Consider the following 20,642-nt stretch of genomic DNA (forward strand, 5'->3'; position numbering starts at 1 on the left):
TCACTCCCCTTGCAGAGGGGTATCCTTCATAAAGTTTTCCACTGTGGCAAGGTCGGGCATGGCGGGGATTGCCCCCTTGCGGGTGGTCACATACGAACCGACACCGTTGCCGAAGCGCACAACCTCCTCGAATGCCTCCCGGGAATAACCGCAGACGTTTTCAAACCCGGTTGCGGAAATCTTTGAGAGCACCCCGCCGAAGAAGGCGTCTCCCGCACCGGTGGTGTCCACCGCCTTGACCGCAAAGGTCGGCAGTGTGCCGCACCCGCCGGGATACCGGTAAAAGCACCCCTGCGCCCCCAGTGTAACGAAAACGATCTTCGGCCCCCAGCCGCTGAGCAGCTGCGAGCCCGCCTCGAAATCGCTGGTCCCAGTGAGGAACAAAAGCTCCTCCTCCGAGATTTTCAGGATGTCCGCAAGCCCCATGGCTGAGAGGATGACCTCCTTCGCCTCGTCCAGCCCCTTCCAGAGCAGCGGGCGCAGGTTGGGGTCGTAGGATACGGTGATCCCGTGCTCCTTGGCCCAACGCGCGGCGTAGAGGGTCGCCCCCCGCGCCGGCCCGCCGGTCAACGAGACCGAACCAAAATGGAAGATCTTCGCCTGCCCGATCAGCGAAAGATCGACATCCTCTTCGCGCAGCAGCAAATCCGCTCCGGGATTGCGGATGAAGGTAAAGGAACGGTCCCCCCGCTCATCCAGGTTTACAAAGGCCAGGGTCGTTGGCGCCTCCCGGGTTGCCTTGAGGCCCCGCGCGTCGATCCCGGCGCGCTCGATGTCCGCGCGCAGCATGGCGCCGAAGTCGTCCTCACCTACCATCCCGATGAAGGCGGTCCTGCCGCCCAGGCGGGAGAGCGCGGCCAGGACGTTGGCCGGCGCGCCGCCCGCATTGGCCTGATAGCTGCGCTCCCCCACCGGGGCAAAGTCGATCAGCAGCTCGCCCAGTGCAACCAGATCATACATTTTTAGCCATCCCTCTCTCAGCGGTCGAATTCCTGCTCGCAGTAGATGCACCGGTAAAGATGCCGCTCCCGGTCAGCCAGCCGGAAGATGTGCTCGACATCGGTCTCCACGGCCGTGATGCACCGCGGATTCTTGCACCGGATCACCCCGCGCACCTGCTCGGGCAGGGTCAGCTTCTTTTTCTCCACGATCCGGCCGCTTTCGATGATGTTGACGGTAATGTTGTTGTCGATGAAGCCGAGCACATCCAGGTTGATGTCGGTCAGCTCCTCGATCTTGATGATGTCCTTGCGCCCCATCTTGGCGCTCTTGGCGTTCTTGATGATCGCCACGCTGCAGTCCAGCTCGTCCAGGCGCAGGTAGTGATAAATATCCATACTGCTGCCCGCCTTGATATGGTCGATCACCACGCCTTTTTGCAGGCTGTCCACGTTCAGCATTCGCCCACCTCCAACAGTTTCATGATCAGCGCCATGCGCACATAGACTCCGTTTTGCGCCTGGGTAAAATAGGCGGCGCGCGGGTCGTCGTCCACCTCGACGGCGATCTCGTTGACGCGCGGCAGCGGGTGGAGCACCGCCATGTCGGGCTTTGCGCCCTGCATCTTGTGGGCGGTCAGGATGTAGCTGCCCTTGAGGCGGATGTAGTCCTCCTCGTTGAAGAAGCGCTCCCGCTGCACCCGGGTCATATAGAGGATATCCAGCTTGCCGATCACCGTTTCGAGGTCCTCGACCTCCTCATAGGGAATTCCCTTCGCCCGCAGCACCTCTCCCACAATGTAATCCGGCACCCGCAGCTCGCCTGGGGAGATCAGTACAAAACGAATCCCCTCGTACCGCGAAAGGGATTTGATCAGCGAATGGACCGTCCTCCCAAACTTGAGGTCGCCGCAAAGCCCGATGGTCAGCCCGCCGAGCCGCCCCTTGATTGAACGGATGGTCATCAGGTCGGTGAGCGTCTGGGTCGGGTGCTGGTGTCCTCCGTCCCCAGCGTTGATGACCGGGATTTTGGAGAAGCGGGACGCCACCATCGGCGCGCCCTCCTTGGGGTGGCGCATGGCGCAGATGTCCGCATAGCAGGAAATGACCCGGATGGTATCCGCCACGCTCTCGCCCTTGGCCGCCGAGGAGCTGTCTGCCGAGGCGAAGCCCAGCACGCTGCCGCCCAGGTTGAGCATGGCCGCCTCAAAGCTCAGGCGGGTGCGGGTGCTCGGCTCATAAAAAAGTGTGGCAAGCTTCTTTCCTTTACAGACTTCCGAATAGCGTTTGGGGTCCTTTGCAATCCGGTCCGCGAGGTTTAAAAGCTCGTCCACTTCCTGCACCGACAGGTCGGACGGGTCGATCAAATGCCTCATGTTCTAACCTCCCGAAATCTTCTTTTTCTACTTATTTATTATAGCAGGACGGCGGCTTTTTGCCGAGAGTAATCTTAAAATTCATAGTTTATTCATACTTTCTGTATGCAGAAAGCCGCAGCGATTGCTGCGGCTTTCCTCTGCGGTTTCCCGCGATTTATTTGCTCTCCACCAGCGAGAGGCCCATGAGCTTCTCAAGCGACTCCATGCTGATGTTTTCAGCCAGGGTCCCGGCCTTCTGCCCGTCACGAATGCAGACGGCGCAAGGGGTCTCGCTGATGCCCAGCCGATTGGCGATACCCTCGGATTTATAGACATCCACCCGGGTGACCTTGACGCGTCCGGCATGGGTCTCCTCGAACTGCTCGATCACCGGCATGAGCGCGCGCGCCTTGGGATCGACCGCATTGTAGACGAAGACCAGCCCCGGCAGATCACCCGCCATGATCTGGTTCTCGAACTGCTCGCTCTCGGCGATGTACTTCTCACACGCATACCCCGCGATCGCACCGTCGCCCACCGCGGTGGAAACCTGCTTGAGCCACTTGTCCCGCACATCGCCCGCGGCGTAAACGCCGGGGATGTTGGTCTCCATCTTCTCGTTGGTGATCAGGTAGCCCGCGCGGTTCATGTCGACGATCCCCTTGAAGATCTCGGTGTTCGGCAGATAGCCGATAAAGATGAAGCAGGTGTCCACCTTCACATCATCCAGCTCACCGGTCTTGAGGTTCTTGAGCACCACGCTTTCCAGCCGCTCGCCGCCCTTAAACTCCTCGGTGACGGTATTCCACTTGAATTCCATCTTGGGGTTCTGCAGCGCCTCTTCCCGAGCGATCTCGTTGCAGTCCATCTTCCCCTCTTCGTGCATCACCGAGACGATGACCTTGCTGGCAAACTTGGTCAGGAACATCCCTTCCTCGATCGCCGCGTCGCCACTGCCGATGACCATGACGGTCTTGCCGGTGTTGGCCGCCGCATCGCAGGTGGCGCAGAAGGAAATCCCCTTGTCATACAGGTACTTGTCCTCGCCCTTCGAGCCGGTGAGCCGGGGCTTGCCGCCCGAGGCGAGCACCACAGCCTTGCACTCATAGTTGGTGCGGAAGGTCTCCACGACCTTGACGTCCCCCTCGAGCTGCACGCCGCGCACGTCGGTGAGCTTAAACTTGACTCCGAACTTTTTAGCCTGCTTATGGAAGAGCTCCATCAGCCCCAAACCGGTCTCCCCCTCGGGGAAGCCGGGATAGTTTTCGATTTCATTGGTATAGGTCGCCAAGCCCCCGACCAGCGCTTTTTCGATAATCAGGGTCTTCAGGCGGGCCCGCCCGCAATAGATTCCGGCGGTCAGGCCCGCTGCCCCGCCGCCGATGATCACGACGTCATATTGTTCCGTCTTCTTTTCCATATCGAAAGGGTTCCTCCTTCATCTCATTTCAGACCGCAGCGGTCTGTCCCAAAAGTGAGCCATAACAGTTGGAGGCCTTTTTCTGCAAAAGACCTCCAACCCGTATGACCCTATCTCTCTCGCAAAGAGATTTCACATAAAGAATTTTGCAAGCAGCTTGCTTCCGAAGAACGCCCCTACGAAGAGGAAGAGCGCGAAGACCCAGCCCGACAGGGACAGGGATGCAATTCCGCTAAAGAGCGCGCCGATGTTGCAGCCGCCCGCCAGTCTCGCACCGTAACCCATCAGCAATCCGCCCAGCACCGCCGCGACGACCTGCTTGAGGTTTTTGATCTTCTTGAATTTCCACTGGGAAGCCAGCAGCGCCGCCAGCAGGGCACCGAAGATGATGCCGATGTCGAGCATACTGCCCGTATGACTTAAAAATCCGCTTTCCAGGGTTGCCTGCGCGCCGGAGGAGGAGAAGTAATACCACTTATCCACATTGCCGCCGACGAGCTCATACAGCCACGCGCCCCAGTTGGCGAAGGTCCCCGAAACGCCCCACGGGTTGCCGGAGTAGGCGAAGATCGCAATCTGGAAAATCGCCAGCAGCACCGCGCCCGTCACATATGTAAAGGGGTTCTTAAAGACCATTTTATAATATCTGTTTTTGGTGATTTTCGTCCAAAACTCGTTCAAACGAACCGACACCTGCCTTTCCGTATCACCTTTCAAAGCTCAGAAAGTAAAGGTTATTTCGTTTTTTCGATCACGATTTCCCACTCGCCGTCGTCGACCTCTTCGATCTCGACGTTGTGGCCCTGATTGCGCGCCCACTCAGGGATGTTCTTCATCGCGCAGCTGTGGTCGATCTGGGCAACCAGAACGTCGCCCACGGCCATGGTCTCCATCTTCTTCTGTACCTTCATCAGCGGTACGGGGCAAGCCTCGCCTAAGCAATCAACAGTGTATTCAGCCATTGTCATTTCCTCCTGTAAAATAATATTATTTTGGTTTATGTACTGACTCTTCTTGGATTAATCCTCGTCGGTGATTCCCATTTTCTTACGCTCAAACTTGTCCGCCGCAACATACAGCAGGGCAATGATGAGCAACTGGATCACCACTGCGCCGAACCAGCCGAAGACATCCGGCAGGAAGACGCGCGGGCCGTTTGCCACAAAGTTGACGGTCCACCAGCCCATATCGTGCGCTCCCCAGAGGGAACCGACCACGAAAAATAAAAGGGAGAGCATCTGCATGCCAAAGCCTTCACCGACACGCATGAGCGTCCCGGAGGCACACCCGCCCGCGATGACCATGCCGACGCCGAACATGATGCCTCCCACGACGGTGGCGAGACTGATCGGCTGGACATAGCTCTGTCCCGGGATGGGCAGGCCGTTGGCAAAGGCATTGTACTTGATCGCCGCGAAGCCGATGGTCGAAATCGCGAAGGCAATCAGCACCGCCCGGGTGATCGAGGTGCTTCCGGTGATACAGGGGTCGCGCAGTGAGGCGGTAAAACAGAAGCGCGACTTCTGCAAAACAAACCCGAAACATCCGCCGAAAACCCAAAACATGGCAAGATCGCTAGAACGAAAACTGAGCAGCACGCCGATGACGATCATCACGGCAAAAACCAGCAGCGCAAAGGGGAGCTGGCTCTTCTTGGGCTTCCTGGGCGCCCGCGAAGAAGCCCGGCGAATGGTCGAAGCGCCTGCCGCCGGCGTGGTGTTGTTGTTTTCCTCTGACATTCCTGCACCTCCTACGTTTGAAATTTTAGATTAACGGTTTACTACGTCTTTCATTATAGCATATTGTTAATAATTTCACTACTCGATGTCGTTATGCTGCATAAAATCTTATTATAATATGGTGGGATTTTATTGGGTGCGCTGCAATCGAAAATTCTTTTGCACCATGCAATATTTAGGCGGCGCTCTCCCCCTTCTTTCCCTATTTTATGCCCTTTTCTCCCCTGCCTTTCCATCCCTTTTATAGCCGTTTTTCCCTGCCGGCCTCCCTTTGGCCTACCATAATGTACCTTTATGGCAAAGGGCTTGCCAATTGAATTATTTATGAAAGCTGGTATAATAACATTCAATAGCAGTGAGGAGGTCTTTGTGTGCATCTGGAGCATATCATTCTATTCAGCAAGATCGCCAACGAGAAGAGCATCTCCCGCGTGGCTGCCCAAAACCACATTTCGCAGCCCGCGCTCAGCCAGCAGATGCAGCGCCTCGAGGACGAGGTGGGCTTCAAGCTTTTCGAGCGCAGCAACCGCGGGATCGAGCTGACCGAGGCGGGCAAGATCATGCAAAAATATGCCGTGCAGTTCATGCGGGTCTACGAAAACTTCCGCGAGGACATCGAGAGCCTGCAGAACAACAGCGGCATCGTGCGCATCTGCGCCACCCCGGTGGCGGGAAACTATGCCATCCCCTGCACCCTTTTTAAGCTGAAAACCCAATATCCGCAGTACAATTTCCTGCTTTCCTCCATGCCCTCGAGCGAGGTGCTGCACCAGGTGCTGGACGACGAAGCCGATATCGGCTTTATCGTGGGCAGCACCGGCGAGAGCGGGCTGGTCTGCAAGAAGAGCTTTTCGGACAAGATCTGCCTGGTCGCCGCGGAGGATTACCACGTCGGCGAACACATCTCGCTTCGGGAGCTTCAAAAGTTCCCGCTGATCATGCTCAATGAAAACTTCAGTTCCTACCGGCTGCTGCTCGAGCAGATCAAAACGCTGGGCTACGATTTCGGCGATTTCAATATCATGTGCCACCTCGACTCCACCGAGTCGGTCAAGGCCTCGGTGATCGCAAGGCACGGCCTCGCCTTCCTCCCCTATATGGCAATCAAAAAAGAGGTCTATCTCAAGCAGCTCAAAATCCTTGATGCCGATGGGATCAACCTCAGTTATGACGTCTATATCATTTATAAGCACAAAAAGCAGATTTCCAACCTCGGCATCACCGAGGTCACCCGCTACGTCGAGCACATTGTGAGCACTTCTATTTGCTGAGCGCACAGACGGTGATCTCCCACACGCCGTTGATCGGTTCGAGGATGCTCATCTTCAGCCTGCGCTGCCTGCAGTAGTTGGTGATCGACTCGCAGACGCAACTGTGGTCGGTGATCAGCCTCAGCTGACTGTGGGTTTTGAGCTCCTTTTGCAGCTTCATCAGCGGAACCGGACACATGTCCCCCAGGCAATTGATTTCGTACATATACGCTCCCTCCTCTCGCTTCTTTATTATAACACATTGCGAGAGATAATTCTTCATCCTTTGATGAAAGGACTTCGTACTATGCCCATCTCCTTTTACAGCCGTTTTCGCTCCCCCCATGAACGGGAGCTGATCGAGGACTGCCTTATGGGGCCCATGGCCTCGGACGGCGACTGTGCCGCCCGGGTACAGGGCCTCTTTCAAAGCCGTCTCCACACAAACTTACCCTTTCTGACCCCCTCGTGCACCCATGCGCTCGAGCTGGCGCTGGGCGTGCTCCATCTGAAATCCGGAGACGAGGTGATCCTCCCCTCCTATAATTTCCCCTCCGCGGGGAATGCGGTCCTCCTCGCCGGGGGGACCCCGGTGCTCTGCGACGTGGACCCGGATACCCAAAACCTGGACATCGACGATATGCAGCGGCGGATCACCCCCCGCACCAGGGCGGTGATCACCGTGCACTACGGCGCGGTCTCCTGCGACATGGACCGCCTGGTCCGTTTGGCAAACGAGGCGGGGCTGATCCTGATCGAGGATGCCGCCCAAGCGGTGGGAGCCTTCTACAAAGGGCGGCACCTCGGGACCATCGGGGATTTTGGCGCTTACAGCTTTCACAGCACCAAGAACATCTCCTGCGGCGAGGGCGGGGCGCTCACCTGCGCCGAAAAGTACCGTCAGCAGGCCGAGCTTTACCGCGAATGCGGCACCAACCGCAGCGTCTACCTGCGCGGGGAGAGCGGGCGGTACGCCTGGACTTCGCGCGGATCGAGCCTGATTTTAAGCGAATGGTGCGCCTGCCTGCTCTACGCCCAGCTCCTTTCCCTCGAAGAGATTACCTCCCGAAGGCTCGAGCTCTGCGAAGCCTACCGTCAGGCCCTTCTGCCGCTGGAGGAAAGCGGGCGCCTGCGGCTGATGTCGGTGCCGCCGGACTGCTCGTCCAACGGGCATTTGTTCTATGTCCGGTTCGACGGGCCAGGTACCCTCGGGCGGGTGCAAAATCGGCTGCATTCCCAGGGGATCGACGCGCGCACCCACTACGTCCCCTTACATATGTCCCCGATGGGCCACGCGCTGGGCTACCGGGACGACGACCTGCCGGCGAGCAGGCGCGCCTACGAGACGCTGCTGCGCCTGCCGGTCCATCCCAACCTGAGCGTCGGGGAGGCGCAGCAGGTGGCACAGGTGCTGGCCCATGCGCTCTGACTTAAGGCCGGCGGGCGAGCTCGCCGTGGTGGTGGCGGTCTACAACAGCGCCCCCTCTTTGCAGGAGCTGGCAGAGCGCCTGCTCGCCTACTGGCAAGGACGCGATATATCGGTGCATCTCGTCCTGGTGGACGACGGGAGCACCGACAACAGCTGGCAGGTGCTTTGCCGTCTGGCAGAGGATAACTCCGCCATTCTTGCCGTGCGGCTGCGGCGCAACTTCGGGCAGCAAAATGCCCTGCTGTGCGGGCTGCAGCTCGCCGGGGGGCACCGCTATCTGATCACCATGGACGACGATCTGCAGCACCCGCCCGAGCTCGGCGGCTCGCTCTATGACCGGGCGAAAGAGGGATACGACCTGGTCTACGCCATCCCGAATATCCGGCACCGGCCCCTTTACCGCCGGCTCGGGGCTGCGCTGCGCGACGGGCTGTTCGCCCTTTGCACTCACAAGCCGAAAGGGATCAAGGTGAGCGCCTACCGGATCATGACCGGTGAGCTGGCGAAGAAAATCTGCGCCGGCGCGCGGGAGTTCGTCTATCTCTCCGCCGCTTCCTTTCTACATAGCCCCAGGGTGGACAACCTCCCCTTTTCCCAGCCGCCCCGCCGGTACGGCCGTTCGGGCTATACCCTGCGCCGGCTGACGGAGCTTTACTGGAAGCTGTTTGTCTATTATACCGCGCCCGGCTCCCTCTTTCGCCCCAGGGAGCGGGGCGTCCCCTACGAAATCGATAGCAGGATGGGAGGCTGGGAGGACGATGAGTAAGATTCTGATCCTCGGTGGGGGCAACTGCCAGCTGAGCGCTGTGAAGCTGGCAAAACGCCTCGGGCATACCGTGGTGCTGGCCGACTACTACGAGTGTCCGCCCGCCGCCGCATATGCCGACCTCCATAGGCGGGTGAGCACCTTTGACATTCCCGGCTGCATTGCCCTCGCCCGCCGGGAGCAAGTGGACGGGGTGATGACCATCGGCACCGACCAGCCGGTTTATACCGCCGCCGCGGTGGCGAAGGCCTGCTCCCTGCCGAGCCCTATTGATGCAGAGACTGCCCTGGCCGTCACCAACAAGCGGGTGATGAAGCAAATCCTCACCGATCACCATATCCCCACCGTGCGCTGGAAACTCTTCGACGAGGACATAGGTGAGCGGGAGCTCTCCGAACTTTGCCCGCCGCTGGTCATCAAGCCGCTCGACTCCCAGGGGCAGCGGGGAGTCTATAAGATGGACTCCCCCGCCGAAATTTTATGCGCCCTGCCGCAGACCCTCTCCTTTTCCCGCGAGCGGCAGGCACTGGTGGAGGAATACTATCCCAGCGACGAGGTCACCCTCTCGGGCTGGATACAAAACGGCAGGCTCTACATCCTGGCGCTGACCGACCGGCAGTGCCACCCCGACCCGGTGCACATCGGGGTCTGCGCCGCGCACCGCTTCCCGAGCGTACACATGGACCGCTATCCCGAGATTCGGGAAATGTCGGAGCATATCGTTCATGCCTTCCAGATTCCGGAGGGGCCGCTTTATATCCAGTTCCTGATCGGAGCGCAGGGAGTTTTGGTCAACGAGCTCGCCTGCCGGATCGGCGGGGCCTTCGAGGATGTGTTCATCCCCTACCTCAGCGGGTTCGACATCCTGCACGCCGCCCTCTGCCGCGCGCTGGGCCTCCCGGTGGACTGCTCGGTACTGGAAGGGTACGATCCGCAAAGCTGCAGCCGCCAGGTGTCGGTCCAGCTGCTCTTCTGCCGCAGCGGCCAAATCGCCTCCATCACCCCTTTGTCCGAGCTTCTTATGCTTCCCTTCGTCCTTTCGGCCGGCTATAACTACCAGGAAGGGGAGGCCATCCCCCCGCTTGAAAACGCGACCGCCCGCTTCGGGCACTGCGTGCTGGCAAGCGAGGATGGCCGTATGCCGGAGCACATCGCAGAGCTCTACCGCACGCTGCAGGTGCTGGACCCGCACGGGCAGAACCTCGTCTTGAAACGGGACATATTCTAGATATCACAGGAGATTTACCCACTATGAAAAAAGGATTTATTCTACTTCTTTCCGCCCTCTCTTTGCTCCTGCCGCTGAGCGGCTGCTCCGGTAAGGCGGACACGGGGGTGCTGAACATTGCCGAACAGTTCGGGATCGCCTATGCCCCCTTGCAGATCATGAAGGAACAACACCTTTTGGAAGAGCGCCTGCCCGGCGTACAGGTCAACTGGAAGCAGTTCGGCGGCCCCACCGCAATTCGGGAGGGGATGCTCGCCGGGGAGGTCGATTTCGGCTTCATGGGGCCGGCCCCCGTCCTGATGGGGATCGACAACGGAATGGAGTGGAAATATGCCACCGGGATTTCCTTCAACGAGATGGCCATCGTGGTCAACCGCCCCGAAATCCAGTCTTTGCGGGATTTTACCCCGGAGGACCGGATCGCCGTCCTCTCCCCGGCCTGCACCCAGCATGTGCTGCTTTGCATGGCGGCCGAGCAGGAGTTCGGGGACCCGGGCTACTTCGACAACCAGCTCGTCTCCCTCTCCCACCCCGACGCGATGAACGCCCTCATGTCCGGCACCGAGGTCAGCGCCCATGTGGCGACCCCGCCTTACATCGGAATGGAGCTTGACGAAGGGATGCACGCCATCCTCACCGGGGAGGAGATTATGGGCGGGCCCTTCACCTTCATCACCGGGGTGGCGATGGAGCGCTTTTATGACGAGCGGCCCGAGCAATATAAGGCCTTTATCGCGGCGCTTGACGAGGCAATCGCGTTCATCAACGACAACATGGACGAAGCGGTGCGCCTGCTCGCTCCGGTCTATGGCATCCCGGAAGACGAGCTAAAGGCGCAGATGACCTACAACGGCACCATCTATTCCAACCGGCTCGAGGGGATCGAAAAGCTCTCGGACGCCATGCAGCGTATGGGCTTCACCAAGGAGAGCCCCCGCTTTGAGGACATCGTCTTCCCCAACGTCAACCGCTAAAGGGAGGTTTCTATGAAAGCTGGTAATTGGATGGGCCGCCATCGCTCGCTGGCCCGGGCCTTCTGGATCGGGGCGCTGCTGCTGTGCTGGGAGCTCTCGGTCAAGCTGCTGCATGTTTCCCCCTTGCTCTTCCCGCCCATCGAGGAGGTGCTGCGGGTGATGGGAGAATCCTTCCTGCGCGGGGACCTTTTCTATCAGACCTTCTTTTCCCTGGGCGTCATCCTCTGGGGGCTGCTGATCGGGGTGGTGCTGGCCTTCCTGCTCGCGCTGCTCTCGGTGCGCTCGCAGGTAATGGAGAGCCTGACCGACGCGCTGACCGCTATCGCGCATCCGCTGCCGGGGATCGCCATCCTGCCGCTGATCATCATGTGGTTCGGCACCGGCACCGGGGCGATCGTGGCCATCATCGTGCACTCGGCGCTCTGGCCGGTGCTGCTCAACCTGACCGCCGGCTTCCGCGCGGTTCCGAAAATCTATCTCGATGTGGGGCACAACCTGTCGCTGCGCCCCTTGGCGATCACCTGGGAAATCCGGGTGCGCGCCTCCTTTTCCTATCTGCTCTCCGGGCTCAAGATCGGCTGGGCGCGCGCCTGGCGGGCGCTGATCAGCGCCGAGATGGTCTTCGGGGCGATCGGCTCGAAGGGCGGACTCGGATGGTACATCTTCAAGCAGCGCACCTTTATGAACACCGCCGGGCTGTTCGCCGGGATCATCCTGGTGATCGCAATCGGCATGGCGGTGGAGGAGTTCGTCTTCAATCGTTTGGAGCGGTGCACCATCCGGAAATGGGGGATGAGCGCACAATGAGAAATGATCAGCTGACCCTGCGGGGCGAGCATCTGGATAAAAGCTTTCCGCCCCTGGCGGGGCAAACCGAGGGGCACGTCGTACTTTCCGACCTCTCGCTCGAGGTGCGGCAGGGGGAATTTCTCTCGATCCTGGGCAAATCGGGCTGCGGCAAGAGCACCCTGCTGCGCATCCTCGGCGGGTTCGACCCGCCGGACAGAGGAAAAATCACCCTGGGGGAGCAGCCGGTGCTGCATCCGGACAGCCGGATGATTATGATCTTTCAGGAGCCGGGGCAACTCTTCCCCTGGATGACGCTTTGGGGCAACATCGTCTATGCCATCAAAAAGACCGCCCACCCCTTTCATAAGGAACAGGCGGCCGAACGAGCCGAGGCGTGCCTTGCCGAGGTTGGGCTCGCGGGGTATGAGGAAAGCCATCCGCACGAGCTCTCGGGCGGTATGAAGCAGCGTGCCGCCCTGGCAAGAGCCTTGGCGCTGGAGCCCATGGCGCTGCTGATGGACGAGCCCTTCTCCAGCCTCGATTACCTCACCCGCCGCAGCGCGCAGGATACCCTGCTGCGGCTCTGGCGCGAGCGCGGGGTGACAGTGGTATTCGTCACCCACGACATCGACGAGGCGCTTACCCTCTCACAGCGGATCGCGGTCTTTGACAGCACCGCCCACCGGCTGGGGGAATGCTTTCAAAATGACGGCTCCCCCGCCCTCAAGGGGCGGCTGGAAGCACTCTTGCGATAAACAAAGGAGACCACATGGAACTGATCAGCGGATACTTAAACGATCCCGCCCTGCGCCAAAGTTTTAACCGGCTCGCCATCGAAACCTTCTCGCTGGACTTTGAACCCTGGTACCAAGGCGGCATGCTGCCGCACGGTCGGTATATCCCCCATTCGCTGGTGCAGGACGGCGAGGTGATCGCAAACTGCTCGGCCAACCTGTTCGACCTTATTGTCGAAGGGCGGGAGGTTCCCGCCGTCCAGCTCGGCACGGTGATGACCGCAAAAGAGCACCGCGGCCGCGGGCTGATGTCCGGGCTGATGGAGCGGGTGCTGGCGCATTATAAGGACCGGGAGCTCATCTACCTCTTCGCCAACGACCAGGTGCTGGGCTTCTACCCGAAGTTCGGTTTTCGCCGTATTTCCCAGACCACCTATTTCCTCGACGTGAGTGCGCTAAAACGGCAAGGCGCGTCCCCGCACCAGCTCAATACGGATGATCCGCAGGACCGAGCGCTCCTGCTGCGCCTGTGCGAGCGGCGGGTTCCGGTGTCCCAGGCCCTCGGGGTCCACCGCGACTGCTGGCCGCTGCGCGCCGCCTGCTCCCTGGTACCCCGGCGCCTTTGGCGGCTGGAAGAGCGGATCATTGTAATGGAGCGCACCGATGATACCCTCTACATCGACGACATTTTGAGCGAGCAGCCCTTTGCACTCGACGAGCTGCTCCCCTCCCTGGTGCCGCCCGGCTGCCAAAGGCTGCGCCTGGGCTTCTGTCCCGACCAAAGCGCCCTCCCCTTTTCTCGTGAGCCGCTCTGGGAGGACGACAACGCCCTCTTCGTGCGCGGGGACGCCCTGCCAAAGGAATTCTGCTTCCCCGAGACCTCGCACACCTGAAAACCGGGCTGCCAGTGTATCTGGCAGCCCGGTTCAGCTTTTGACCCGGTAGACTGTGACAGAAAAGTCCTGCCCGGTATGGACCAGCTCGGAGATGCGTACGGCATAGGTGTCGTCGTAAAAGCGGTCCGCCTCCTCACAATGCTCGTCCAGGAAGGCTTTCAGCTCCTCCCAGTAGTCGAGCGGGCCGTAGAGAATGTTCCACTGGGGCCGGCGCCGGTAGATATAATCGAGCTCGCTCGAGAGGAGGATATACTGGATTTTATTCTGTTCGACGTATTCCTCCACACTGAGGCCGCTCTGGCGGATCTTGCTCAGGTTGCGGTAGTCGCGCAGACAGCCGTTTTCAAAGTAGAAATCGGCGTTGAGGTTGGCGATCACCCGTGCGTCGGCCGGAACGCTCTGCGCGATCCTGGCGAGGTAGTCTTCATAGCGCACGTCCAGCCAGGGGCGCACGCAGCTTATACTGACACAAACCGTCGCCGCCGCCAGCAGTAAGCAGAGCGCCCGCCCCAGAATTCTTCCAAAGAGCCCCGCCACAAAGGGACAAAGCAGCCAGCAAAGCGGCATGAAAAAGACGATCCCCGTCTGGTTGTAGCGTCCGATGAGCATCATGCCCCCCAGCACTCCGCAGACGGCCGCCAGCACGCTCAGCAGCCGCTGGCTTGCTTCGGGCTCCTCTTTTCGCTGCACCAGCGCATAGAGCAGCGCCATCCCCAGCAGCATGGGGAACAGGACGAACTGCAGCCTGATGTCCGGCAGGTAATAGGTCCCGCTCACCCGGTGAAAGAGCTTTTGCAGAAAGTATCCGAGCTCCCCCATCCGCCCAGCAACGGAGGGGGCGATCCCGTATTCCATCTGCCCGCTTTGAAAGTAATGGGTCAAAAACTGCGGATCAAAATAAAAGCTCAGCCCGACGAATACCGCCGCGATCGCGCCGGTCACGGCAACATACCAGATCATATCCCGCCCGCTCGCCGTGTGGAAGAGCAGCCAGCGCAAGGCCAGCACCGCCCCGCAGAGCGCCGCCACCAGGAAGCTGTTGGGGTGCAGCCCGACCGAAAGGCCGGTGACAAGGGCGAGCAGGAGCGTCTCCCGGCGGGAAAGACGCTGCGGAGAGCGCAAAAGAAGGTACAGACAAAGAACCATCGCCAGGGTGATCAGGATTTCCTGCCGTGCAAAGTGGGAGGCGGTGACGAACTGCACATCGCACGCCAAGAGCGCCATCGCGCCCAGCGCCGGCAAGGGGTGTCCGGGATAAAAGCGGAGCGCCGCCTTGTAAAATACCCAGAGGGTCAGGCACCCGCCCAGCAGGGACAGCAGGCGCACCGAAAAAATATGATGGCCCAGCAGCCGCAAAAAAGGCATCTGCAGCAGGTGGAACAGGGACTTGACCGCGTGCGGATAACGCGCCTTGAGGTCGAAAAACGGCTCGGTCACCCCGAGGGAACGCTGTTCCATCATGTTGCGGCTCAGCCCCGCCAGCCAGCTTTCATCCGAGTGGACGAAGGGGAAGCGGGTCAAAAAGCAGAGATTGAGGAGGAAAAAAAGCAGGATGAGCAGCAGCGCGGCGAGATCCGCACGCCTGCCAGTATCCAATTTTTTTATGGCACAGTCCTCCCTTCATTGCCTCACAGGCCGCATGATAGTCCCATTGTAGCACAAATTCCACAAAAAGTCTGGCATTAAATAGTCATATATAACATAACAAATCCTTATAGCTCTGCCACGGCAGAATGAAGTATAATAAAATCAGGATCGTTTGTGACGGATTTGAGGCATCCGCCATGAACGGACATTAACGGGTTTACTATCATTCCAGCGGCAAATTCACGAGTTTATCACAAGTAAGGAGGATGCGCATGAGGACGATTGCTAAAAAATTAACGATTCTTTTAGCTCTCATCATGGTGCTCATGTCTTTCACCGCCTGTAACCCCTCCAAGTACGCCGAGAGCGATCAGAAGATCATCAGCGTCAAGGAGCTGGAAGGCTACATAGGCGGCGAGAACGTCGCAATCATCGACATGCAAAGCCCGGAGGACTACGCGTCCGGACATGTCAAGGGCGCAGTCAACATCACGAAGGACGACATCGTGATCAACGTTCCGGTGGACAACATGCTCACGTCCAAGAACAAGATCGACAAGCTGATGAGCGAAAAGGGCATCTCAAATGATACCACCATCCTCATCTATGATTCCGACAAGATGAGCGCCGCCCGCCTGTTCTGGACCCTGCTCGTCTACGGCAATGAGAACGCCAAGGTGGTCAGCGGCGGTATCGGCGCGATCAAGGAGGCCGGGCTTGAAATGAGCACCGAAACCCCTTCCCCGGCGCCCGGAAACTTCACCGCGAGCGAGAAGAACACCCAGTGGATCGCCACCAAGGACGACGTCATGAAGCAGGTGGAGAATCCCGACCCGAACGTGGCGCTGCTCGATGTGCGCACCGATGCGGAGTATGCCGAGGTCGGCAAGGTTCCCGGTTCGATCATGTGGGATTACGCCGACAATTTCTATGCCGACGGCACCTTTAAGGACACCCAGACCACCCGGATCAACTACATCAATAAGGACCTGCGCCCCGAGAAGGAGATCATCACCTACTGCAAAACCTCGATGCGCGCGGCTCCGGTTTTCCTGAGACTGTACGACGCGGGCTACCGCAACATCAAAATCTACGACGGGGCCTATTCGGAGTGGTCCGCCAATCCGAACAACCCGGTCGAGATGCCCGCCGGCGCCGCCCTGGCTCCCAGCCAGAAGGATGCTTCTTAAGTATAGGTTTGCGGGAAACATAAAATGATGACTTTAGGAGAGTAAGAATCAATGAAAAAAACGTTTGCCATTATCCTGTCGTTCGTGCTGGCGGCTTCCGCCTTTGCGGGATGCTCCTCCAGCAGTACGCCTGCCGAGTCCTCCGCCGCCCCGGCAGAGAGCTCTTCCGCCACCGAGTCCTCCGAGGCCTCTTCTTCTGAGGCCGAGAGCACTCCCGAAGCGGAAGCCCCTGCCGCCGATGCGGTCGCCGAAAAGGCGATGGATTACTTCGCCTCCTTCCCGGAGGACAAGAACGTCATCCAGCCTGAGGACCTCTTTGCGAAGATCGACGCGGGCGAGGACATGTTCATCATGGACATCCGCCAGCCCGACGTCTATGCTGAAAGCCACATCAAGGGCGCGGTAAACATCCCGTTTGGCAAGAGCATTGCCGAGAGCCTGTCCATCATCCCGGACGACAAGCCGGTCATGGTTTACTGCTATACCGGCCAGACCTCCTCCCAGACCGCCGCGCTGCTGAACGTCGTCGGCAAGTATGCCAAGACGGTGCAGTCCGGCTTCAACAACGGCATCTCCAAGGTCGAGGGGTATGAAGCCTACATCGACACCGAGGCCGTCGCGCTGCCGACCGACAGCTATCCGGTCGAGGAGGCCTTCCAGGCCGCCGCGGACAAGTACTACTCCGACCTCGAGGCCGCCAAGGGCAGCACCTTCGAGAACTTCAACTTCAAGCCCGAGAGCCTCAAGGAGATCATCGACGCCGAGGACGACAGTTACCTCGTCTACTCGGTGCGCCAGGCCGAGGACTATGCCAAGGGCCACATCCCGGGGGCTGTCAACAACCCGTTCGGCCTGGGCATGCAGGAGAAATTCTCCGAGCTGCCGAATGATAAGACCATCATCGTGCAGTGCTACAGCGGCCAGACCTCCTCGCAGGTCATGGCGATCCTGCGCCTGCTGGGCTACAACGCCTACTCCCTGAGCGGCGGCATGGGCTCGGCGGATGCCGGGACCGGCTGGTTGGGCGCCGGCTATGAGGTCGTCACCGACTAATCCATCCCTACGATAGAAGAAAAAGGCCGCGGACTTTAGTCCACGGCCTTTTTCCTTGCCGTCGGGTTATTTTCGCCCCGCGCCCCTTTCCCGCGCCGTCCCCGGGATGGTCAATGTTTTATAATAGCGCAGCGGATGCAGCCCCGCCATCAGGAAGATGGCGATACAGATCCCGCCGCTGCAGGCGGCCGCCGCCAGGATGGGCAGGAGCTGGCCGCCGAACAGGGGCAGAAAGGTGACGTAGAAGTAGCGCGCGAACATCCCCGTGACCCCCGCCGCCAGCATGGGCAGCAGGAAACTGTCATAAAATGCCGGGGCGCAACCGGTCTTATAGCGGATGGCCTCAAGGCTCAGCAGCAGCACCGCCAGAGGGCTGAGGATCATCCCGATGATGTAGCCGTAGATTCCGAGATTCGGCAGGGCCGCGAGGTAATAGGTGCACAGCAGCTGTATCCCCTCCCCCACGATCATGATCAGCATCCCGGCGCGCTGCATGCCGAGGCCGTTTAGGATGCTCGAGGCGATCACCTCGAAGTAGGTGAAAACGGCCGCGATGGCCAGCAGCAGCACATAGGCGGGTTCGAGCTCCTGGCGGTAGAGGATTTTCGAGAGCGGCCCCGCCAACGGGACCAGGATGGCGGTGGCGGGCAGGACAAAGAGCCCGGTCGCCTGGAAGGACTTCTGCACCTTGCGGCGCACATCCGCGCCGTTGCTCTGCGATATGCTGCGCGAGATGGTGGGCAGCAGCACCGAGGACATCGCGCGGATAAGCACCATCGGCAGGGTGATCAGCGGCAGAGCCATCTCGCTGACCACGCCCAGGGCGCTCAGCGCCTCGCCCGAGCTCAGGCCCGAAGCGATTAACCTCCCCGGCAGGATTACCACGCTCGCCGAGGCGATCAAATTGGTCACCACCGCCGAGACCGAAACCGGAAGCGCCAGGGGCAGGATTTTGAGAGGCTCCTCCCCCACGGCGCTCCGCGCGCGGCCCTGTGAGAGCACCCGGCGCCGGTAGGACACCAGAAGCCAGACGACCGACGGGATTTCGCTGAGGGTCATCCCCAGCATGATGTAAAAGGCGACCTGGCCGTAATCCTCGCTATGCCCCAGCCAGAGCAGCAGGGTCGAGACGAGGACGATCTTGGAAAACTGCTCGAGCAGGTTGGAGACGGCGGTATATTTGGTCTTTCCGATTCCCAGAAAAAGAGCCTCAAAGGTCCACTCGAAGCCGATCAAAAAAACATAGACCGGGATCAGGAGCAGTGCCTTGGCGGTGCGTCCCTCCAGAATGACGTGTTCGGCAATGAAGCGGCCGAAAATCCCCACCGGCACCGCCGCCACCAGGAAGAGGCGGAAGAAGATGAGCATGCTCTTTCTCACCAACGCCCTGAGCCGTCCTGTGTCCCGCCCGGCGCGCAGCCCCGCCGAGAGGCTGGTCACCGCCAGGCGCAGCCCGGACAGAGTCGCGGCGAGCACCACCGTCAGCACCGGGGACACCAGCCGGTAGACCCCCAGTGCCTGCGCGCCCGCCATCCGGCTGAGAATTACCTGGTAAACGAACCCCAGCAGCTGAAAGAGCACCCCCGATACCGTGAGCACCGAAACATTATAAAAAACCGAAGCCCTGCTGATCTTCAAAAAGCGCCACCCCATACCATGTTGTCCTCCTTCATACTTATGAAGGTCGGGGGAGCACTATGCTTTATGAATGAGACTCCCCCGGCTTCCGCCGGGGGCCCATTCATACAAAAAAGCGGTCCCGCGCGAAATCTCGCGCGGGACCGCTTTATAGCCTGGGATCAGGCTTCCGGCTGCGGGCCGGAAACAGCCTGTTCCTCTTTTTTGTGGAACTCCTTGCGCACCACCGAAACCGCGATGGGCAGGAAAACCAGAAGGCAGATGTATTCCGCCGTCGGATAAGCGAACCAGACGCCGTCTAAGCCCCAGAGCTTGCCGAACAGCCAGCCGATCGGCAGGATGAGCACCAGCTGGCGCAGCAGGGACATCAGCAGGGAGTTGAAGCCGTAGCCCATTGCCTGGAACATGGTGGAGATGATGATACCGCCCGCCGCGCCGATGAAGCAGAAGCCGATGGTGCGCAGCGCCACCGTTCCGATGGAGAGCATCTGCTCGCTCGCGTCGAAGAGCAGCAACAGCTTGTCCGGGATCAGGCAGAAGATCGCCGTGCCGATCACCATGATGATGGAGGCCACGATGAGCGACAGGTTCATGGTGCGCATGAAGCGCTTCTTGTTGTTCGCGCCGAAGTTGTAGCCCATGATCGGCATGGCGCCCTGGGTCAGGCCGAAGACCGGCATGAACACGAAGGACTGGAGCTTGAAGTAAATGCCGATGACCGCGACCGCGGTGGAGGAGTAGACCATCAGAATGGCGTTCATCCCGGTGGTGGTCACCGAGCCGATCGCGTTCATGATCATGGTGGGCACGCCGACCTTGAAGATGTCCCGGACAATCTGCCCGTCGGGCCTGAAATGCTTAAAGCTGACATGCACGTCGTGCTCCTTAAAGAGGTACATCACCAGCACGAAGATCATGGCGAAAATCTGGCCGATTACAGTGGCGATCGCGGCGCCCGCCACGCCCATCGCCGGGCAGCCGAGCAGGCCGAAGATCATGATCGGGTCGAGCACGATGTTGGTCACGGCGCCGATGATCTGCGAAACCATCGGGACGATCATATTCCCGGTCGCCTGCAAAATCTTGCTGCCCATCATCTCGATGTGCATGCCGAAGGAGGCCACCATGACGATCGTCAGGTACTGGGTGCCCATCTCGACAATCCCGGCATCCTGCGAAAACAGCACGAGAAAGGGCCTGGAGATAAAAATGCCGGCAACCAGGAAGATCAGGTAGTTCATTCCCGCCAGAAAGAAGCCGTTGGTCGCCGCGGCCGAGGCCTCCTCCCGCTTCCCCTCGCCCAGGCGGCGGGCGATCAGGGAGTTGGCGCCGACCGACGCGCCCAGCGAGAAGGCCAGCACCAGCATCTGCATGGGAAAGACCAGTGAGACCGCCGTCAGGGCGTTTTCCCCGATCCGGGCGACGAAGATGCTGTCCACAACGTTGTACATCGACTGGATCAGCATGGAAAACATGGCCGGTATCGCCATACTCGCCAGCAGCGGCCCGATCGGCATGGTTCCCATCTTTTGCGAAGACGAAATGTTATTTTCCATTTTAGAATCAATTCCCCCTCTGTCACTGCGTAAGAATCACAGGGCGGCCCATAAGGCCGCCCTGTGATCAATCCAATAAGCGAATTCTGTTTTTCAT

21 protein-coding genes are annotated in these 20,642 nt (G+C 59.7%); 10 read left to right on the forward strand and 11 right to left on the reverse strand.

Features of this window, described 5'->3' with window-relative positions:
• From B5477_RS08995 to B5477_RS09025, 7 genes are all read right to left on the reverse strand, one after another.
• Positions 1–960, reverse strand: coding sequence for a carbohydrate kinase family protein (locus tag B5477_RS08995; RefSeq protein WP_079699380.1), 960 nt, complete (start codon positions 958–960; stop codon positions 1–3).
• Positions 961–977: 17 nt separating this feature from the next.
• Positions 978–1,400, reverse strand: a complete 423-nt coding sequence (locus tag B5477_RS09000) for an aspartate carbamoyltransferase regulatory subunit (RefSeq protein ID WP_079699381.1) — start codon at positions 1,398–1,400, stop codon at positions 978–980.
• Positions 1,394–2,314, reverse strand: coding sequence for an aspartate carbamoyltransferase (gene pyrB / locus B5477_RS09005; protein WP_079699382.1), 921 nt, complete (start codon positions 2,312–2,314; stop codon positions 1,394–1,396). The genes B5477_RS09000 and pyrB overlap by 7 nt, the downstream gene beginning before the upstream one ends.
• A 157-nt stretch (positions 2,315–2,471) precedes the next feature.
• Complete coding sequence (locus B5477_RS09010) at positions 2,472–3,716, reverse strand: FAD-dependent oxidoreductase (RefSeq protein ID WP_079699383.1); 1,245 nt, start codon at positions 3,714–3,716, stop codon at positions 2,472–2,474.
• A gap of 132 nt (positions 3,717–3,848) precedes the next feature.
• Positions 3,849–4,397: a YeeE/YedE thiosulfate transporter family protein gene (locus tag B5477_RS09015; protein ID WP_079699384.1), complete on the reverse strand. Its 549-nt coding sequence runs from the start codon at positions 4,395–4,397 to the stop codon at positions 3,849–3,851.
• 53 nt (positions 4,398–4,450) lie between these two features.
• A complete protein-coding gene (locus tag B5477_RS09020) occupies positions 4,451–4,678 on the reverse strand; it encodes a sulfurtransferase TusA family protein (RefSeq protein WP_079699385.1) in 228 nt (75 codons plus the stop codon).
• A 57-nt stretch (positions 4,679–4,735) separates the two neighbouring features.
• On the reverse strand, positions 4,736–5,455 hold the full coding sequence (locus tag B5477_RS09025; RefSeq protein ID WP_079699386.1) for a YeeE/YedE thiosulfate transporter family protein: 720 nt from the start codon (positions 5,453–5,455) through the stop codon (positions 4,736–4,738).
• A gap of 371 nt (positions 5,456–5,826) precedes the next feature.
• Here B5477_RS09025 and B5477_RS09030 point away from each other — a divergent pair, with 371 nt between their 5' ends.
• Positions 5,827–6,726, forward strand: a complete 900-nt coding sequence (locus B5477_RS09030) for a LysR family transcriptional regulator (RefSeq protein WP_079699387.1) — start codon at positions 5,827–5,829, stop codon at positions 6,724–6,726.
• Here the strand turns inward: B5477_RS09030 and B5477_RS09035 are convergent.
• A complete protein-coding gene (locus B5477_RS09035) occupies positions 6,716–6,931 on the reverse strand; it encodes a sulfurtransferase TusA family protein (RefSeq protein ID WP_079699388.1) in 216 nt (71 codons plus the stop codon). The genes B5477_RS09030 and B5477_RS09035 overlap by 11 nt on opposite strands.
• Before the next feature lie 81 nt (positions 6,932–7,012).
• Here B5477_RS09035 and rffA point away from each other — a divergent pair, with 81 nt between their 5' ends.
• The 7 genes from rffA to B5477_RS09070 are packed head-to-tail and all read left to right on the forward strand — an operon-like array spanning position 7,013 to position 13,518.
• Positions 7,013–8,134, forward strand: a complete 1,122-nt coding sequence (gene rffA, locus B5477_RS09040; protein ID WP_079699389.1) for a dTDP-4-amino-4,6-dideoxygalactose transaminase — start codon at positions 7,013–7,015, stop codon at positions 8,132–8,134.
• A complete protein-coding gene (locus tag B5477_RS09045) occupies positions 8,124–8,900 on the forward strand; it encodes a glycosyltransferase family 2 protein (protein ID WP_079699390.1) in 777 nt (258 codons plus the stop codon). Before rffA ends, B5477_RS09045 begins: the two co-directional genes overlap by 11 nt.
• Positions 8,893–10,128, forward strand: a complete 1,236-nt coding sequence (locus B5477_RS09050; protein WP_079699391.1) for an ATP-grasp domain-containing protein — start codon at positions 8,893–8,895, stop codon at positions 10,126–10,128. The genes B5477_RS09045 and B5477_RS09050 overlap by 8 nt, the downstream gene beginning before the upstream one ends.
• Before the next feature lie 23 nt (positions 10,129–10,151).
• Positions 10,152–11,102, forward strand: coding sequence for an ABC transporter substrate-binding protein (locus tag B5477_RS09055; RefSeq protein ID WP_079699392.1), 951 nt, complete (start codon positions 10,152–10,154; stop codon positions 11,100–11,102).
• Between the two features lie 12 nt (positions 11,103–11,114).
• Complete coding sequence (locus tag B5477_RS09060; RefSeq protein ID WP_079699393.1) at positions 11,115–11,909, forward strand: ABC transporter permease; 795 nt, start codon at positions 11,115–11,117, stop codon at positions 11,907–11,909.
• Positions 11,906–12,646 (forward strand): ABC transporter ATP-binding protein, encoded by a 741-nt coding sequence (locus tag B5477_RS09065; protein WP_159448985.1) that lies wholly within the window; start codon positions 11,906–11,908, stop codon positions 12,644–12,646. Before B5477_RS09060 ends, B5477_RS09065 begins: the two co-directional genes overlap by 4 nt.
• 14 nt (positions 12,647–12,660) lie before the next feature.
• On the forward strand, positions 12,661–13,518 hold the full coding sequence (locus tag B5477_RS09070) for a GNAT family N-acetyltransferase (protein ID WP_079699395.1): 858 nt from the start codon (positions 12,661–12,663) through the stop codon (positions 13,516–13,518).
• A 33-nt stretch (positions 13,519–13,551) separates the two neighbouring features.
• Here the strand turns inward: B5477_RS09070 and B5477_RS09075 are convergent, their stop codons facing one another.
• Entirely contained in the window at positions 13,552–15,117 is a 1,566-nt protein-coding gene (locus tag B5477_RS09075) for an ArnT family glycosyltransferase (RefSeq protein ID WP_079699396.1), read from the reverse strand.
• A 263-nt stretch (positions 15,118–15,380) separates the two neighbouring features.
• Between B5477_RS09075 and B5477_RS09080 the strand changes: the two genes are divergently transcribed.
• Both B5477_RS09080 and B5477_RS09085 read left to right on the forward strand, forming a co-directional pair.
• Positions 15,381–16,298, forward strand: coding sequence for a sulfurtransferase (locus B5477_RS09080; protein WP_079699397.1), 918 nt, complete (start codon positions 15,381–15,383; stop codon positions 16,296–16,298).
• Positions 16,299–16,349: 51 nt separating this feature from the next.
• A complete protein-coding gene (locus B5477_RS09085) occupies positions 16,350–17,351 on the forward strand; it encodes a rhodanese-like domain-containing protein (protein WP_079699398.1) in 1,002 nt (333 codons plus the stop codon).
• Positions 17,352–17,417: 66 nt separating this feature from the next.
• Here the strand turns inward: B5477_RS09085 and B5477_RS09090 are convergent, their stop codons facing one another.
• Together B5477_RS09090 and B5477_RS09095 are read right to left on the reverse strand one after the other, a co-directional pair.
• Complete coding sequence (locus tag B5477_RS09090; RefSeq protein WP_159448986.1) at positions 17,418–18,989, reverse strand: oligosaccharide flippase family protein; 1,572 nt, start codon at positions 18,987–18,989, stop codon at positions 17,418–17,420.
• 161 nt (positions 18,990–19,150) lie between these two features.
• A complete protein-coding gene (locus tag B5477_RS09095; RefSeq protein ID WP_079699400.1) occupies positions 19,151–20,545 on the reverse strand; it encodes an MATE family efflux transporter in 1,395 nt (464 codons plus the stop codon).
• Positions 20,546–20,642 lie beyond the last annotated feature (97 nt).

This window comes from Provencibacterium massiliense (assembly GCF_900169495.1).
GTDB classification, from domain to species: domain Bacteria; phylum Bacillota; class Clostridia; order Oscillospirales; family Ruminococcaceae; genus Harryflintia; species Harryflintia acetispora.